The sequence below is a fragment of the Streptomyces sp. CNB091 genome (assembly GCF_000377965.1).
On sequence record NZ_KB899014.1, the window covers coordinates 82948 to 99605 of the forward strand.

Consider the following 16658-nt stretch of genomic DNA (forward strand, 5'->3'; position numbering starts at 1 on the left):
ACGGAAAGGGTCCTCCCGCACCATGCGTACCCGCGTGCTCGCCCTGACATCCGCCGCCTGCGGCGCCGCGCTCCTCGGAGCGGCGGCCCTGCCCGCGTCCGCCACCGGCGCAGGGGCCGGTGGCGGCCAGGAGCCGGAAGCGGCCGGGACGACCGCCGTCGAAGGGGGCGCGACCGCCGTGACCGCCGCCGAACTGCTGGCCGAGGTCCGAGCCTGCACCCGGATCTCGAAAGACGCCTACCGCACGGACAGCGGCAGCCCCGAGGCGACGGTGCCCGTCTGCGGCACCAGAAACGCCGTCTTCTGGAAGGCGGACATGGACATCGACTGCGACGGCCGGAAGACGAAGGCCTGCAACCGGAGGACCGATCCGTACTTCCTGCCGGAGACCGCGTTCCAGAGCTCCCGCGGCGAACCCCTGGACTCGGCCGCGCTCCCCCATGTGGTCGTACCGGGCCCGAGCAAGGTGTGGGACTACCGGAAGTCGGGGCTCACCGGCGGCAGCGTCGTGGCGGTCGTGTACCGGGACCGGGTGCGGTACGGCGTGATCGGCGACACCGGCCCCACGGGCATCATCGGGGAGGCGTCGTACGCCATGGCGAAGACTCTGGGCATCGATCCCGACCCGTCGACCGGAGGCGCCGAGTCCGGTGTCACCTACATCGCGTTCAAGGACTCCCGGGTCTCCCCGATCGAGAGCCGCGCGCGGGCGCGGAGCCGGGGAGCGGAACTGGCCCGGGAGTTCGTCGGGCGCTCGTAGGAGGGCTGTCCGTACGGGTGCTCACAGCGCGGTCAGGACGCGCGGTCCGTCGTTCGTGACCGCCACCGTGTGCTCGGCGTGCGAGGCGCGGCTGCCGTCGGTGGTCCGCAGCGTCCAGCCGTCCTCGTCGTGGCGGAACTCGTCGCCGCCACCGCCGATCAGCATGGGCTCGATCGCCAGGACCATGCCGTGCCGCAGCTCCATGCCGCGCCCCGGCCGTCCCTCGTTCGGCACGGACGGGTCCTCGTGCATGGTCCGGCCGATCCCGTGGCCGCCGTACCCCTCCAGGATGCCGTAGCCCGCCTTGCGGCAGACCGTGCCGATCGCGTGGGCGATGTCGCCGATCCGGTTGCCGGCCACGGCCGCGCCGATCCCGGCGGCCAGGGCCTCGTTCGCCGTGTCGATGAGCCTGATGTCGGCGGGGCGGGCCTCGCCGACGGTGAAGCTGATCGCCGAGTCGCCGGCCCAGCCGCCCAGGAGGGCTCCCGCGTCCACGCTGACCAGGTCCCCGTCGCGCAGTGGATCGGCCGAGGGGATGCCGTGTACGACCGCGTCGTTGACCGAGACGCAGACGACGGCCGGGAACGGGGTGGGCGCGAAGTGCGGCTTGTAGTTCAGGAAGGGCGAGGAGGCCCCGGCCGCACTCAGCACCTCGCGGGCCGCCTCGTCCAGTTGGCGAGGGGTCACGCCGACCGCCGCCACCTCCCGCGCCCGGGTCAGGATCTGCGCGACGACCCGGCCGGCCTCGCGCATCGCTGCGATGTCTGTGTCCGTCTTGATGTGCACCATGCCGATTACTATACCGGTCGAACCGGTATAGTAATGACGGTATAGAAATGGCATTCCGTAGTACGATGGGCGCATGGTTCGCACCCCTCTGACACCCGAAGAGCGCCTGCGCGGCGAACGGCTCGGCGCGTTGCTCCGCGCGGCGCGCGGGGAGCGCAGCATGGCGGCCGTCGCCGCGAGCGCCGGAATCTCCGCGGAGACCCTCCGGAAGATCGAGACCGGCCGCGCCCCTACGCCCGCCTTCTTCACCGTGGCCGCCCTCGCCGGTGCGCTGGGCCTCTCCATGGACGAGATCCTCGGCCGCTGCGCGCCGGAACCGGCCGCCGTCCCGCTGATCGCGTAGTCCGGGCCGTGCCCTGACCGGCGGGTCTCCCCTCGGGGCGCGTAGGGTCGCGCCGTGACTCTCCAGGACTTCGCGCGCAGCGAATACGTCAGCCTGACCACGTACCGGAAGAACGGCACACCCGTCGCCACGCCCGTCTGGGCCGCCGCCGAGGGTGATGTGCTGTACGTCTGGACCCGCTCCGACTCGTGGAAGGTCAAGCGGCTGCGCGACAACGGCGAAGTCGTCGTCACCGTCTGCGACGTGCGCGGCAGGATCGCCGAAGGGGCCCCCAGCGCGGAGGGCACGGCGAAGCTCCTCGACGAGGACGGCACCCGCGCGGCGCGCAAGCTGCTGGCGCGCAAGTACACCTGGAAGTTCTGGCTCGTCGACTGGCCCGCGACGGTCGCCCGGCTCGGCAAGCGCCCGCACACCGGGATCGCCATCACCTTCTGACTCCCCTTCCGGACCCCCGCGTGCTCCCGCCGCATCGTGTCCGAAAGCTGCGCGTAGCCGCCCCGTAACACGCCTGCGGTCGAATGTCTCCGGACGGGAAGGCTCTAGTCGACGGTCGGCGAGGGCGAAAAATGACGGCGCGTCAGCAGGCTGACGAAGTAGGGGCGTTCGCGCAGTACCTGCGGGAACTGGTGGCACGACTGGACCCCGGACGCGGCTGGTACGGGGTCTTCACCCGGCGCGACCCGGTCGGCATGCGGTCCTGCCTGGACGGAGTGGAGATCCCGCCCTGGGACGTGGTGGAGTCGTTGCTCGCGGACCTCGCCGCCCTGCGCGGCGCCCGGTTCGCCGAGCAGGTCTCGGTCCGGGCCGCCGCGCTCTACTCCGCGTCCGCGGCCACCCACGACCGGCGGCCCGGCGGACGCCAGGAGATCGTCCACCGGCTGGAGTTGATGGTCCGCGAGCAGCACCGGGCGGCGGAACGCCTGCGCGGCACCGGGCCCGGCGGCCCGGTCCCGGTCGAACCGGAAGCGCTGGCCTGGGCCCGCGACGACCACGAACGCGCCACCGCCCGCTGCGCCGAACTGCGGGGGCGGCTGGCGGCCGTGACGGTCCCCGAGGGCTGGTTCCGGGCGGAGGAATCCGACGGGCGGGGGGCGGGGACCGTCGTCACTCCCGGACCGGCAGGGGCCGTCGAACCACCCGTCGTCGGTGCCGGGGCGCCCGCCTGGGGCGTTGGGGCTGCGGGGGCTGCTGGGCCCCCAGGGCCTGCGGGGCTCCTGGGGTCTGCCGGGACCGCCGGGCCGCCCGCCGCAGCTGCCGCGCCGCCCGTCGAGTCGCCTGTCGGGCCTGCCTGGTCCGTCAGGGTCCCCGAGCCGCGTGCCGAGGCTACGGGCGCGGCGGCCGGGCATCCGCCTCCCGGTGGGGCCGGGAGCGGCGACGGGGCCCGGGCCGCCGCCTCGGCCTTCACCGCCTGTGCCCCCGACGCACCGGCCTCCACCGCCCCCGCTCCCCGGCCCAGGAAGCCGCGCGGAGCCCGGTTCGCCGGCCTGGAGGTCGACGAGGAGGCGGAGGAGGCGGGCTACGCGCCCTCGCCGCTGCCCGGTCCGCCCGCGCCTTCGCGCTCGGGTCCGCCCGCCCCGCGCGGCGCCCGTTTCGGCGGTGGCGCGGGGGAGGAGGGGCGCGGGGGCCGGGGCGCTGCCAGGCGGAACCGTGCGCCGGACGCCCTGCCGGATCCGGCCGCCGGACAGGCCGTCGCCGGGGCCGTCGCCCAGCTGGTCCGGCTGCGCGCCGAGGGCCGCGGCGGCGAGGCGCACGTGGTGCTCTGCGAGGTCGCGGCCTGGCCCGCGCCCCGGCTGCCGGTGCTCGCGGTGGCCCTGTACCGGGCCGGGCTCGCCGCCGACTGGACGACCCTGCTCTGGGAGGTGTCCTCGCTGCCGCCCGCCGGATTCGCCGCCGCCGCGGGCGCGCTGGCCGTCGCCGGGCGTGAGGCGGACTGCGGGCTCCTGCTGCGCCAGGGCGTCGCGCGGCCCGCCGCCGAGGTGGCCGAGGCGGTGCTCGCCCTGGAAGGCGCCGGCCGGGAGCGGGAGGCGCGGGACCTGCTCGGCGCCTTCGTCCGCGTACGCACTCCGCAGGAGGCCGCCGAACTGGCCGGGACCGGCGGGACCCGGCTGCTGCCCCTGCTCCTGGCGGCGGCCCGCGAGGTGTCGGTGGAACGGGAGTGGGACCTGGTGCACGCGCTGCGGGTGGCGGGCGTGCCGGGCGTCTGAGGTTCCCGGGTGTGTGTCGACGCCCCCGGGGCGCCTTGAACACCGCCGGAGAAGGGGACCGCGCGTTGTGGACCGGTCGGGTGCGAAACATGATCGACTCCGCCGGTTCACGGCGATGGTCTTGCCCCGCCGGACGGAGGGGCTTACGTTCTCCATCCATGCACCGATCTACGTGCGTAGAGAACGCGTGCAGGCTCTCTGACGCCGCGTCGAAGGAGCAGCTCATGTCCCACGTCGTACGCGCCGCACTCGTCCAGGCGACCTGGACCGGCGACACCGAATCCATGATTGCCAAGCACGAGGAACACGCGCGCGAGGCCGCCCGGCAGGGCGCGAAGATCATCGGCTTCCAGGAGGTGTTCAACGCCCCCTACTTCTGCCAGGTCCAGGAGCCCGAGCACTACCGCTGGGCCGAGCCGGTCCCCGACGGCCCGACCGTCCGGCGCATGCGGGATCTGGCCCGCGAGACCGGCATGGTGATCGTCGTCCCGGTCTTCGAGATCGAGCAGTCCGGCTTCTACTACAACACCGCGGCCGTGATCGACGCCGACGGCTCGTACCTCGGCAAGTACCGCAAGCACCACATCCCGCAGGTCAAGGGATTCTGGGAGAAGTACTACTTCAAGCCCGGCAACGCCGGCTGGCCGGTCTTCGACACCGCCGTCGGCAAGGTCGGGGTGTACATCTGCTACGACCGGCACTTCCCCGAGGGCTGGCGTCAACTCGGACTCGGTGGAGCCCAGTTGGTGTACAACCCGTCGGCCACCTCACGCGGACTCTCCAGCCACCTCTGGCAGCTGGAGCAACCGGCCTCAGCCGTCGCCAACGAGTACTTCGTCGCCGCGATCAACCGGGTCGGCCAGGAGGAGTACGGCGACAACGACTTCTACGGCACCAGCTACTTCGTCGACCCGCGCGGCCAGTTCGTCGGGGACGTGGCCAGCGACAAGGAAGAGGAACTCCTCGTCCGCGACCTGGACTTCGACCTGATCGAGGAAGTCCGCCAGCAGTGGGCGTTCTACCGCGACCGACGGCCCGACGCCTACGACGGGCTGGTGGAGCCGTGAGCGGACTGCACGAGCGCCACCTCGCCGTCAGCCCCGCATGGCTGGCCCTCTACTACCGCCACCCCCTGGAAATCACCCACGGCGAGGGCCGCCACGTCTGGGACGCGGACGGCAACCGCTACCTGGACTTCTTCGGCGGCATCCTCACCACGATGACCGCCCACGCCCTGCCCGAGGTGACCAAGGCGGTCGCCGAACAGGCCGGGCGGATCATCCACTCGTCCACCCTCTACCTCAACCGCCCCATGGTGGAGATGGCCGAACGGATCGCCACCCTCTCCCAAATCCCCGACGCCCGGGTCTTCTTCACCACCTCCGGCACCGAGGCCAACGACACCGCCCTGCTGCTCGCCACCGCGTACCGCCGCTCCAACCAGATCCTCGCGATGCGCAACAGCTACCACGGCCGGTCGTTCTCCACGGTCTCCATCACCGGCAACCAGGCCTGGTCGCCCACGAGTCTGTCCCCGCTCCAGACCCTGTACGTCCACGGCGGCGTCCGCGGCCGTGGCCCGTACGCCGAGCTGAGCGACGAGCGGTTCATCCAGGCGTGCGTCGCCGACCTGGAGGACCTCCTCGGGCACACCCGCCGGCCCGCGGCCCTGATCGCCGAACCCATCCAGGGCGTCGGCGGCTTCACCTCCCCGCCCGACGGCCTGTTCGCCGCGTTCCGGGAGATCCTGGACCGGCACGGGGTGCTGTGGATCTCGGACGAGGTGCAGACCGGCTGGGGCCGTACCGGTGACCACTTCTGGGGCTGGCAGGCGCACGCCGGGAACGGGCCGCCGGACATCCTCACCTTCGCCAAGGGCATCGGCAACGGGATGTCGGTCGGGGGAGTGGTGGCCCGGGCCGAGGTGATGAACTGCCTCGACGCCAACTCCATCTCCACCTTCGGCGGTTCACCGGTCACCATGGCCGCGTCGCTCGCCAACCTCTCGTACCTCCTGGAGCACGACCTCCAGGGCAACGCGCGGCGCGTCGGCGGGCTCCTCATCGAACGGCTGCGGGGCATCGCCGCCGCATCGCCCGCCGTGCGCGAGGTGCGCGGCCGAGGCCTGATGATCGGCATCGAACTGGTGAGGCCCGGCACCGACGAGGCCGACCCGGAGGCCGCCGCGGCCGTCCTCGAAGCCGCCCGCGCGGGCGGGCTGCTCATCGGCAAGGGCGGCGGCCACAGCACCAGCGTCCTCAGGATCGCCCCGCCGCTGACCCTGACCGTCGCCGAGGCCGAGGAAGGCGCGGCGATCCTCGCGGACGCCCTGCACGCGGCGGGCTGACCCCCGCCCCCCGCCCGGCGGGCCCCTACGTATACGAACCGCGCGGGGCGGCCCCGGCCGTACGCCCACAGGGCCGACGGGGCCGCCCCGAGTTGAGGAGCTACCCATGAGCCGCACCGTCATCCACGGTGGTCTGGTCATCACCGCGTCCGACGAGATCCACGCCGACGTGCTCGTCGAGGGCGGCCGGATCGCCGCCCTCGCCGCCCACGGAACCGACGCCGCCGCGAGCTGGAGCGCCGACCGGCGTATCGACGCGACGGGCAAGTACGTCATCCCGGGCGGCGTCGACGGGCACACCCACATGGAGATGCCGTTCGGCGGGACGTACGCCGCCGACACCTTCGAGACCGGCACCCGGGCCGCCGCCTGGGGCGGCACCACCACCATCGTCGACTTCGCGATCCAGAGCGTGGGCCGCTCCCTGCGCGAAGGGCTCGACACCTGGTACGCCAAGGCCGACGGCAACTGCGCCATCGACTACGCCTTCCACATGATCCTCGCCGACGTGAACCCCTCCTCGCTCCAGGAGATGGACCTCCTCGTCTCCGAAGGGGTCACCTCCTTCAAGCTGTTCATGGCCTACCCCGGCGTCTTCTACAGCGACGACGGCCAGATCCTGCGTGCCATGCAACGGGCCTCCGGCAACGGCGGGCTGATCATGATGCACGCCGAGAACGGCATCGCCATCGATGTCCTCGTCGAGCAGGCCCTCGCTGCCGGCCACACCGACCCCCGCTACCACGGGGACGTCCGCAAGGTCGCCCTGGAGGCCGAGGCCACCCACCGCGCCGTCCAGCTCGCCCGGGTCGCCGGATCCCCCCTCTACGTCGTCCACGTCTCCGCCGACGAGGCCGTCGCCGAGATCGCCGCCGCCCGCCACAAGGGCCTCCCCGTCTTCGGCGAGACCTGCCCGCAGTACCTGTTCCTGTCCACCGACAACCTCGCCGAGCCCGACTTCGAGGGCGCCAAGTACGTCTGCTCCACCCCGCTGCGCCCCAAGGAACACCAGGAAGCCCTGTGGCGGGGCCTGCGCAACAACGAACTCCAGGTCGTCTCCACCGACCACTGCCCGTTCTGCTTCTCGGGGCAGAAGGAGAGGGGACGCGGCGACTTCTCCAAGATCCCCAACGGCATGCCGGGCGTCGAGCACCGCATGGACCTGCTGCACCAGGCCGTCGTGGACGGGCACATCACCCGCCGCCGCTGGATCGAGATCGCCTGCGCCTCCCCGGCCCGGATGTTCGGCCTCTACCCGAAGAAGGGCACCATCGCCCCGGGCGCCGACGCCGACATCGTCATCTACGACCCGGCCGTCGAACAGACCCTCTCCGCCGAGACCCACCACATGAACGTCGACTACTCGGCGTACGAGGGCAAACGCATCACCGGCCAGGTGGAGACCGTGCTCTCGCGCGGCGAACCCGTCATCGAGGGACGGAAGTTCACCGGACGCACCGGACACGGCATGTACACCCCCCGCGCCACCTGCCAGTACCTGGACTAGGAGACCCCGTCATGGACTTCGGACTCGTCCTCCAGACCGACCCGCCCGCCTCCGCCGTCGTCGGCCTGATGCGCCGCGCCGAGCGCAACGGCTTCCGCTACGGCTGGACCTTCGACTCGGCAGTGCTCTGGCAGGAGCCGTTCGTCATCTACAGCCGCATCCTGGAGCACACGGAGAAGATGACCGTGGGCCCGATGGTCACCAACCCGGGCACCCGCACCTGGGAGGTCACCGCCTCCACCTTCGCCACCCTCAACGACATGTACGGCAACCGCACCGTCTGCGGCATCGGGCGCGGCGACTCCGCGATGCGGGTCGCGGGCCGCGCTCCCAACACCCTGGCCCGTCTCGGCGAGGCCATCGACGTGATCCGGGACCTCGCGGAGGGCCGGGAGGCGACGGTCGACGGGCAGCCGCTCCGGATCCCCTGGGTGAAGGACGGGAAGCTGCCGGTGTGGATGGCGGCGTACGGGCCCAAGGCCCTGGCTCTGGCCGGGCAGAAGGCCGACGGCTTCATCCTCCAGCTCGCCGACCCGTTCCTGACGGAGTGGATGATCAAAGCGGTCCGGCAGGCCGCCACCGACGCGGGCCGCGACCCCGACGCCCTCACCATCTGCGTCGCCGCTCCCGCGTACGTCACGGCCGACGACTCTCCCGAGGCCCTGGCGCACGCCCGGGAGCAGTGCCGCTGGTTCGGCGGGATGGTCGGCAACCACGTCGCCGACCTGGTCGCCAAGTACGGCGAACACTCCTCGATGGTCCCCGAGGAGCTGACGGTGTACATCAAGGACCGGCAGGGCTACGACTACTCCCACCACGGCCGCGCCGACAACCCCGATACCACCTTCGTCCCCGACGAAATCGTCGACCGCTTCTGCCTCCTCGGCCCGGCCGAGGCCCACGTCGAGAAGCTCCACCACCTACGCGACCTTGGCGTGGACCAGTTCGCTCTCTACGACATGCACGACAACCGCGAGGGCACCATCGACGCCTACGGCGCCACGGTCATCCCCGCCCTCCGCTGACGAAGTCGTTCGATCCAGGTACCGACTCACCGCGCTCCTCGGCGTCCTGCTCTTCGATCTCCTGCCCGGACTGCTGCCGGCGGTAGCCCTGTCCCTGGCGCTGTTCATCTCCGCCGCCCGCCGCCACGTAGCCGTCCTGGGCCGCCTCCCGGACACCGCCCGACCGCGTACCTGGTCGACAGCTACCACCTCGGCGTACCCGTACTGGACACCCTCGACGAACTCCGCGACGAACTCCAAGACCGCGGCATCACCCTGCACCTCGCCCATATCCGCACCCGCGCCGCCGCCGACCTCACCCGCTACCCGCTCGGCACCCGGCTCGGACCACACACCCTCCACCGGGCCGTGCACGACGCGGTCACAGAAGCCGGCCGCACCACGTGGAAAGCGACTTCGGGCGTGCTGGCCTCGGCGAACCGGTGACGCCCGGACGCGAAGTCTCGGCAACGACCGTCAGATGGCCAAGGACCAGGAGGGCATCGGCCCCAGCCCGCTGATCAGCCTCGGAAATCCGGACGAGCACCTGGGCGGCGTGTACGCCCGGCCCGGAATCCGGGGCGCCTCGCCTCGTGCGTCGCTTCCCCGACGACCTGGTCGAGCAGACCTGCTCCTTGCTGTCCCGGGCGAGCCCACCGCGCAGGAGGTGTGCGACGCGATCCGCCCCGGTCACGACGTCGCCAGGTGGCCGCCGCCGCATTGCAGGACATTGTTCACTGACGGCTCCGGCACCCGAAGTGCCCTTCGGGCGCCGACGGCGTACGGCTGGAGTCGGCGAAGGCCCCGTGTCCGAGGAGCTACGCGTCGGCGGAGGTGCGCAGGGATTGGAGAGCGTTGCTCCAGGCGACGACCTGGTCGAGCATGGCATCGACCTCGCCCTTGTGGTGTTCGGCGGGGGTGAACGTGCTGAAGTCCGTGAAGTCGGTGAAGAGCGAGAACATGACCGTGTTGCGCACGGTGGCCACCTGGACTTCGGCCATGATGCCGCGCAGGTGCTCGATGGCTCTGGCGCCCCCCACGCTTCCGTAACCGACGAACGCGGCGGCCTTGTTGTTCCACTCCGTGTAGAGGAAGTCGATTGCGTTCTTCAGTGCGCCGGAGGTGGAGTGGTTGTATTCGGGGGTCACGAGGACGAAGCCGTCGTAGGCGGCCACGGTGGAGGCCCATGACTTGGTGTGGTCGTTGGAGTATTGGCCGAACGACGGCGGCGCGGGCTCGTCCAGGAGCGGCAGTGCCATGTCCTTGAGGTCGATGAGATCGTACTCGGCGTCGTCGCGACCGCGGGCCTGGTCGAGCACCCATCGGGCTACGGCCTCTCCGTTGCGGCCGGGCCTGACGCTTCCGATGATGATGGCGATCTTGGTCATCTTTCCTACCTGCTTCTGTGCTGTGGGCGAGAGGGGGTGATCGGGTCAGGTCGCTTGGGGGCGTCCGAGGAGTCGCTGGTTGAAGGGCTGGATGTCGTGGTCGACCATGCTGATGTCGAGTTCGATGTCGACACGTGCGCCGACGAAGATCCGGGCTCCGGGGAGCGGTGGAAGTCCGGAGACGCCGAAGTCCCGCCGGTCGACGGAGGCGCGGGCGGTGAACCCGAGCCGGCGGCCTCCGGTGAAGGGGTAGACGTCCTCTCCCAGGAAGTGGCCGGTGACGCCCGCCACCGTGAGATCGCCGTCCATGGCCCAGCCATCATGCAGGCGGTGGACCCGATGACCGTGGAACTCCATCAGGGGATGTCGGTCGGTGTCGAGGAACTCCGGCGAGCGCAGGTGGTGGTCGCGGGTGGGGACGCCGGTGTCGAGGGTGGCGGTGGCGACCCTGACCCGGGCGGTCGTCTCTTCGAGAGGGGCGGTGATGGTGAGGGTGCCTTCGGCGTCGGTGAAGCGGCCGTGGACGCGGACGAAGCCGAGGTGGCGGGCGACGAAGGCGATGCTGGAGTGGAGCGGGTCGATGTGCCAGGTCCCCGGTGAAGGGGTTTGGGGGTCCGGCTCCAAGGGGGGCGTGGGGCTCATGGTGACTGCGGTCCTTACTGCGTGGTGGTGCGGAGGTGGGGGACGACCTGCTCGGCGAAGAGCGCGGCCTGGGTCTCGCTGTCGGCGTTGACGGGCCAGAAGAGGAAGGAGTCGAAGCCCAGTTCCTCGCGGTAGCGCAGCAGGGTGTCCGACCAGAAGCCCGGTGGGCCGACGATTCCGTTGCTGTCGGAGGCGGGTGTGCTCTCACCGGTGATGGTGCCCATGACGTTGTAGATCCGCTGGATCGTCCGGGCATCACGGCCGGCGGCCGTGGCGGCGTCGTCGATCACCCGCTGCATGCCGGGAATGCGTTCCGGGGGTGCGTAGCCGTTGCTGGGCAGCCAGCCGTCGCCGAGCCGGCCGGTGATCCTCAGCATCCTCGGCCCGTACGCGCCGACCATGAGGGGGACGGGCTGCGCGGGGAACGGACCGGGGCGGGCGCCGCGGAGGTGGTGGTGCTCGCCGGTGAAGTGCACCTCGTTCCTTGCCGGGTCGCTCATGGCCCGCATGACGTGGAGCGCCTCCTCGAAGGCTCCGAATAGAGGTGGTCCTGCACGCCGGCGAAGTCGAGTCCCGACTCGTCCGCCAGCCGGGCGAGGCGCAGCGCCGCCGCGGAACCGGTGGCGGAGGGATCGATGTTGATGCCGAAGGAACCGGTGGGGATGGTCATGTCGTTCTCCTTCTGGGGAGGTGGCGGCCGGGCGTGGTGTGAGGCGACTCGCGGCGCGATTCGGGTGCCGGAGTGGAGGGGCGGGCCCGGATCGTCGCGCGCCTTCACCTTCCCGACGGCCGGTGCATGGTGCCTGGCCTCACTCCGCTGGGCCGGGATCGGTTCGCGGGGGCCGGACGGCGAGCCGGTCCAGCAGGAGTTCGCTGATCTCCTTCAGGTGGCGGAGCTGTTCGTCGGTGAGGTGGTCGAGGAGCCGGGACCGGGCACACGCGGCGTGCCACGGGGCGGCTTCGGCCAGGGCTCGCCGCCCGGTGCCGTTGAGCCGGGCGAGGTGGACCCGGCGGTCGGCGGGGTCGGGAAGGCGGCTGACCCAGCCACGTTGGTCGAGCCGGTCGACCAGGTGGGAGAGCCTGCTGGCGGAGACGCCGGTGCGGTGGGCGAGTTCGTTCATGCGTAGTCGGTTGCCGGGGCTGTCGGCGAGGTGGGCCAGGACTTCGTAGTGGATCTGCAGCATGCCGCTCTCGCGGCGCAGTTCCTGTCCGAGCTGCTCGGACAGGAGGCGGGCCGCGGTGAGGAAGGCGCGCATCGCGTGTTCGGCGCTGGGGTCGGACCGGGCGGTCGGGGTGGCCATGGGGTGCTCCTTGTTCGAGCTCGGCGGGGCGCCGGGAGCGGCGTCCGGGCGGCAGTATCGAGGCTGGCCGCCCGGCGTTTCGAGAGCGCTCAGGAGGTGCGGGGGGCGGAGTGGACGATGTGCTTGATCTCCTGGAACTCCTCCAGGGCGCGTTCGCCGTTCAGGCGGCCGACGCCGCTCTGCTTGAATCCGCCTTCTTCCATCTGGTCGACGATGACGGCCCAGGTGTTGGCCCAGACAGTGCCGGCGTCCAGTTCGCGGCCGACGCGGAGCGGGCGGTCGACGTCACGGCTCCAGACGGATGCCGCGAGACCGAATTCGGTAGCGTTGGCGCGGGTGATCGCGTCAGCCTCGGTGTCGAAGACCTCGAAGGTGGCGACGGGGCCGAAGACCTCTTGCTGCACGATCGGGCGGTCGAGACCGTCGGCTCCTGCCACCTCGATCAGCGCGGGGCGGACGAAGGCTCCGGCCGCGAGCGGGCCCTCGGTGATCCGGCCTCCGCGCACCAGGATGCCGGCGTACTCGGCGGCGTCGGAGATCTCCTTCTCCACCCGGTCCGCGTTGGCGCGGTCGATCAGCGGGCCCATCTCGCTCGCCGGGTCGGTACCGGGTCCTACCCGGACCGCTTTCAGGGCTGCCGAGAGGCGGGTGCGCAGTTCGTCGGCGATGCCGCGCTGGACCAGGATGCGGCTGCCGGTCATGCAGAACTGTCCGGTGAAGGTGGTGATCGCCTTGGTGAGTACGGGGACGGCGGCGTCCAGGTCGGCGTCGTCGAAGACGATCATCGGGGTCTTGCCGCCGAGCTCCAGGGACATGCCCTTCAGTGAGGCCGAGGCGTCGGCCATGATGGAGCGGCCGACGCGGGTGCTGCCGGTGTAGCTGATGACGTCCACGTCCGGGTCGGCGACGATCAGCCGCGCGCCCTGGCTGCCCGACTCGGTAAAGGCGTTGAAGACGCCCTGGGGCAGGCTCTCCACGGTGGAGATGATCTCGAAGAGCAGGCTGTTGGTCAGTGCGGTCTGGCCCGGCAGTTTGAGTACCACCGTCGCGCCGGCCGCGAGTGCGGGGGCGAAGGAGCGCACCGAGAGGATGACCGGGGAGTTCCAGGGCGCGATGACTCCGGCGACGCCGGCGGGCTGGCGCAGGGTCATCGAGTACAGCCCCGGCTTGACCTCGGAAGCGCGGCCGGACTCGGTCAGGGCGAGCGCCCCGTAGTAGCGGATCTTGGAGATCGTGAGGTCGACCTCCAGGGCGGCCTCGGCCGGGATCTTGCCGTTCTCGCGGGAGAGCAGGGCGACGAGCTCGTCGCGGCGCTCCGTCATCCGGTCCGACATCTCGAACAGAGCGCGGGCGCGCAGATCGCGGTCGCGAGACCAGTCGCCGGTCCCGAAGGCGCGGCGCGCCGCATCGATGGCCGCGCGGGCTTCGGGTGCGCCGCCGTCGGCGAAGGTGCCCAGCACCTTGCCGGTGGCGGGGTCGGTGGACTCTCCGACCGTCCCGGACTCGGTCCAGGCGCCGTCGATGAAGTGTCGGGCGTGGGGGAGGGCGTTCATGAGGGGCATCTCCTGAGGTTCGCGGGCTTCGTCGTGGGTTCGGCGCCCTGACCGGCTGGCCGTTGCGGCCCCGCTCGGGATGCGGGACGGGGCTATCGGAGAGACGTTGGACAGGCGGTTCGTTGTCCGAATCGTGTGGTGGCGACCGAGGTTCTATAGTTCGTTCTGCAACGAATCTTAAACCCCTCAGCGCGCGGTCGTGGGCAGGTATTCCCCGAAAGCGGCGAGGGTCCGTCGGAGCTTCTTGACCGACACGAAACGGCGAAGTATTGTTCGTTGCAGAACGAACTAAATGAGGCTCCGGTCGATGTATCGACACTCGGCCTTCACTCGTTCGCCGACGCTCTGAAGTCCGTCGGCATTCCGCATCATGCCGCCCCTCCGGCGGCCGAAGGACCGCCGCCCCACGTGACCGTCAGGTCTGATTCCTCAGGGGCGCGTCCGGTTGGGAGAAGAGATCATGGCGGAAGCGCAGGGTTCGCCTTCCTCGCAGACGCACCAGGAAACCGCCTTGTCCACCCTCCGCGTCACCGCGGCCGTGGTGCGTGAGAAGGGCGGCCCGTTCACCTTCGAGGACCTCGACCTCGACGCCGTTCTGCGTCCCGACGAGGTTCTGGTCCGGGTGGTTGCCTCCGGCCTGTGCCAGACCGATATCCATGTCCGCGACCAGCATCTGCCTACGCCGCTCCCCGCGGTGCTCGGGCACGAGGGCGCGGGGATCGTGGAGCGGGTCGGCGACGCCGTCACCATGGTCACGCCCGGTGACCGGGTGGTCATGTCGTACCAGGCGTGCGGTCACTGCACCCCCTGCCTGACCGGCAAGCCCGCCTACTGCGCCCACTCCTTCCCCGCCAACTTCGGCGGCTCCCGGCTGGACGGCACCAACGCCCTCCACACGGAGAACGAGGAGATCCACGGCCACTTCTTCGGCCAGTCCTCCTTCGCCACCCATGCCCTCGCCACCGAGCGCAACGTGGTCAGGATCGACGACGAGGAGATCCCGCTGGAGCTCCTCGCCCCGCTGGGCTGCGGCCTGCAGACAGGTGCCGGAGCGGTGCTCAACTCGCTGAAGATCGAAGCCGGTTCATCGGTCGTCGTCATCGGCACAGGCACCGTCGGACTCGCCGCCGTCATGGCCGCCAAGGTCGCCGGAGCGAGCCCCGTCATCGCGGTCGACATCGTCCCCGAACGTCTCCACCTCGCCCGGGAACTGGGCGCCACCCACACCGTCAACGGCAAGGAGGAGGACACCGCCGCACGGATCGCCGAGATCACCGGCGGCGGCGCGGACTACGTCCTGGAGATCACCGCCCGTCCGGAGATGCTCACCCTCGCCGTCGACGCGCTCGCCCCGCTCGGGACGGCCGCGCTCATCGGCGGCGCCCCCGCCGGCGCGCACGCTCCGGTGAACATGAACGCCCTGCTCGGCGGGCGCACCGTACGCGGCATCGCCCAGGGCGACTCCATCCCCCAGCTGTTCATCCCCCAGCTGATCGACCTCCACCGGGCCGGGCGCTTCCCCTTCGACCGGCTCATCACCTTCTACGGCTTCGACGAGATCAATGAAGCCGCCACCGACACGCAGACCGGGGCCGCGATCAAGCCCGTGCTGCGCATCGGGGAGTAGCGGCACCACCCCTCGCCGCCGCCCCCCACCTCCGAAACAGTCAAGAGGAAACCACCATGACCGACTTCCAGAAGCCCGGCACCCCCACCGACCGCCACGAGCTCGGCGCCGCCGGGATGCCGCTCAACACCCTCGCCGACTACCGCCCCATCCCGGCGGACGGCTACGGAGCCCTGTTCCTCCCCGACCGGATCGCCAAGGGCTACCACGTGGAGGAGATCCACGACGGCGCCTACTACGTCACCTCCGGCGCGTACGACACCATGTTCGTCCGCACCGGAAACGGCGTCGTCGTGGTGGACGCCCCGCCGCTCCTCGGGACCAACCTCAAGAAGGCCATCGCCGAGGTCACCGACGAGCCCGTCACCCACCTCGTCTACAGCCACTGGCACTCCGACCACATCGGCGCGGCCGGCATCTTCGCCGCGGACAAGCCCAAGGTCATCGCCCACGACTACACCCGAGAGATGATCCAGCGCTGGCCCGACCTCGGCGGCGACCGCCCGCTGCCCGTCCCGACCGAGACCATCACCGAGAGCGACACCCTCGACGTCAACGGCGTCCGGTTCAACCTCGACTACCACGGCGTCAACCACACCCCGGGCAACATCTTCATCTACGCCCCGCAGCAGAAGGCCCTCGCCGCGATCGACATCATCAGCCCCGGATGGAGCGCCTTCAAGAACTGCGACGCCTCCGAGAACATCCGCGGCTGGGCCGAGGCCCACGACTGGATCCTCTCCTACGACTTCAAGGGCGTCGTCTCCGGTCACGTCAACCGCTACGGCACCCCCGAGGACGCCAAGGCATCCCGCGACTACACCAACGACATCATCGAGTTCGCCAAGGAAGCCCTCGACCAGGGACACGAGTTCGAGTACATCGAGAAGATCGGTTTCTCCAACGCCTGGGTCCTCTGGGAGAACTACTTCAACGAGATGACCAACTACGTCACGAAGAAGACCCTGGAGAAGGTCACCGACAACGGTCAGACCTGGGCCCAGCGCCTGGCCGGCGCCGACGTCATGACCAAGTACCACGCGTACACCATCCTGGAGGCCCTGCGCCTGGAGTACGGCATGGTCTCGGGCTTCGAGAAGCTGATCATCCCGCAGTCCGGCGAGTGACCCCTCCGGCCGGCGTGACGGGCCCGGAGCGGACCACGGTCCGCTCCGGGCCCGCTCCCGTACCCA

17 protein-coding genes are annotated in these 16658 nt (G+C 70.9%); 10 read left to right on the forward strand and 7 right to left on the reverse strand.

What is annotated here, in order from left to right:
* Positions 1 to 22 precede the first annotated feature (22 nt).
* Positions 23 to 760, forward strand: a complete 738-nt coding sequence (locus D581_RS0133250; RefSeq protein WP_018961441.1) for a glycoside hydrolase family 75 protein — start codon at positions 23 to 25, stop codon at positions 758 to 760.
* 21 nt (positions 761 to 781) lie between these two features.
* Here the strand turns inward: D581_RS0133250 and map are convergent, their stop codons facing one another.
* On the reverse strand, positions 782 to 1549 hold the full coding sequence (map, locus tag D581_RS0133255) for a type I methionyl aminopeptidase (protein WP_018961442.1): 768 nt from the start codon (positions 1547 to 1549) through the stop codon (positions 782 to 784).
* Between the two features lie 73 nt (positions 1550 to 1622).
* Between map and D581_RS0133260 the strand changes: the two genes are divergently transcribed.
* From D581_RS0133260 to D581_RS0133290, 7 genes are all read left to right on the forward strand, one after another.
* Positions 1623 to 1892, forward strand: coding sequence for a helix-turn-helix domain-containing protein (locus D581_RS0133260; protein ID WP_018961443.1), 270 nt, complete (start codon positions 1623 to 1625; stop codon positions 1890 to 1892).
* A gap of 54 nt (positions 1893 to 1946) precedes the next feature.
* Positions 1947 to 2327, forward strand: coding sequence for a PPOX class F420-dependent oxidoreductase (locus D581_RS0133265; RefSeq protein ID WP_018961444.1), 381 nt, complete (start codon positions 1947 to 1949; stop codon positions 2325 to 2327).
* Positions 2328 to 2458: 131 nt separating this feature from the next.
* On the forward strand, positions 2459 to 4096 hold the full coding sequence (locus D581_RS0133270; protein WP_018961445.1) for a hypothetical protein: 1638 nt from the start codon (positions 2459 to 2461) through the stop codon (positions 4094 to 4096).
* A gap of 224 nt (positions 4097 to 4320) precedes the next feature.
* On the forward strand, positions 4321 to 5163 hold the full coding sequence (locus D581_RS0133275) for a nitrilase-related carbon-nitrogen hydrolase (protein ID WP_018961446.1): 843 nt from the start codon (positions 4321 to 4323) through the stop codon (positions 5161 to 5163).
* Positions 5160 to 6443 (forward strand): aspartate aminotransferase family protein, encoded by a 1284-nt coding sequence (locus tag D581_RS0133280; protein ID WP_018961447.1) that lies wholly within the window; start codon positions 5160 to 5162, stop codon positions 6441 to 6443. The genes D581_RS0133275 and D581_RS0133280 overlap by 4 nt, the downstream gene beginning before the upstream one ends.
* 106 nt (positions 6444 to 6549) lie before the next feature.
* Positions 6550 to 7950: a dihydropyrimidinase gene (gene hydA / locus D581_RS0133285; protein ID WP_018961448.1), complete on the forward strand. Its 1401-nt coding sequence runs from the start codon at positions 6550 to 6552 to the stop codon at positions 7948 to 7950.
* An 11-nt stretch (positions 7951 to 7961) separates the two neighbouring features.
* Positions 7962 to 8975 (forward strand): TIGR03842 family LLM class F420-dependent oxidoreductase, encoded by a 1014-nt coding sequence (locus D581_RS0133290; protein ID WP_018961449.1) that lies wholly within the window; start codon positions 7962 to 7964, stop codon positions 8973 to 8975.
* 797 nt (positions 8976 to 9772) lie between these two features.
* Here D581_RS0133290 and D581_RS0133300 read toward each other — a convergent pair.
* From D581_RS0133300 to D581_RS0133325, 6 genes are all read right to left on the reverse strand, one after another.
* Positions 9773 to 10342 carry an NADPH-dependent FMN reductase gene (locus D581_RS0133300; RefSeq protein WP_018961451.1) on the reverse strand — a complete coding sequence of 190 codons (570 nt, stop codon included), beginning with the start codon at positions 10340 to 10342 and terminating at the stop codon, positions 9773 to 9775.
* Between the two features lie 45 nt (positions 10343 to 10387).
* On the reverse strand, positions 10388 to 10984 hold the full coding sequence (locus D581_RS0133305; RefSeq protein ID WP_032753464.1) for a YceI family protein: 597 nt from the start codon (positions 10982 to 10984) through the stop codon (positions 10388 to 10390).
* A gap of 14 nt (positions 10985 to 10998) precedes the next feature.
* Complete coding sequence (locus D581_RS01000000138090; RefSeq protein WP_158688655.1) at positions 10999 to 11484, reverse strand: LLM class flavin-dependent oxidoreductase; 486 nt, start codon at positions 11482 to 11484, stop codon at positions 10999 to 11001.
* Positions 11481 to 11654 (reverse strand): hypothetical protein, encoded by a 174-nt coding sequence (locus D581_RS1000000141470; protein ID WP_018961454.1) that lies wholly within the window; start codon positions 11652 to 11654, stop codon positions 11481 to 11483. Before D581_RS1000000141470 ends, D581_RS01000000138090 begins: the two co-directional genes overlap by 4 nt.
* Before the next feature lie 139 nt (positions 11655 to 11793).
* Positions 11794 to 12285 carry a MarR family winged helix-turn-helix transcriptional regulator gene (locus D581_RS0133320; protein ID WP_018961455.1) on the reverse strand — a complete coding sequence of 164 codons (492 nt, stop codon included), beginning with the start codon at positions 12283 to 12285 and terminating at the stop codon, positions 11794 to 11796.
* Positions 12286 to 12374: 89 nt separating this feature from the next.
* A complete protein-coding gene (locus D581_RS0133325; protein WP_026291128.1) occupies positions 12375 to 13847 on the reverse strand; it encodes an aldehyde dehydrogenase family protein in 1473 nt (490 codons plus the stop codon).
* A gap of 502 nt (positions 13848 to 14349) precedes the next feature.
* Here D581_RS0133325 and D581_RS0133330 point away from each other — a divergent pair.
* Both D581_RS0133330 and D581_RS0133335 read left to right on the forward strand, forming a co-directional pair.
* Complete coding sequence (locus D581_RS0133330; RefSeq protein WP_018961457.1) at positions 14350 to 15465, forward strand: NAD(P)-dependent alcohol dehydrogenase; 1116 nt, start codon at positions 14350 to 14352, stop codon at positions 15463 to 15465.
* 56 nt (positions 15466 to 15521) lie between these two features.
* Entirely contained in the window at positions 15522 to 16592 is a 1071-nt protein-coding gene (locus tag D581_RS0133335) for an MBL fold metallo-hydrolase (RefSeq protein ID WP_018961458.1), read from the forward strand.
* Positions 16593 to 16658 lie beyond the last annotated feature (66 nt).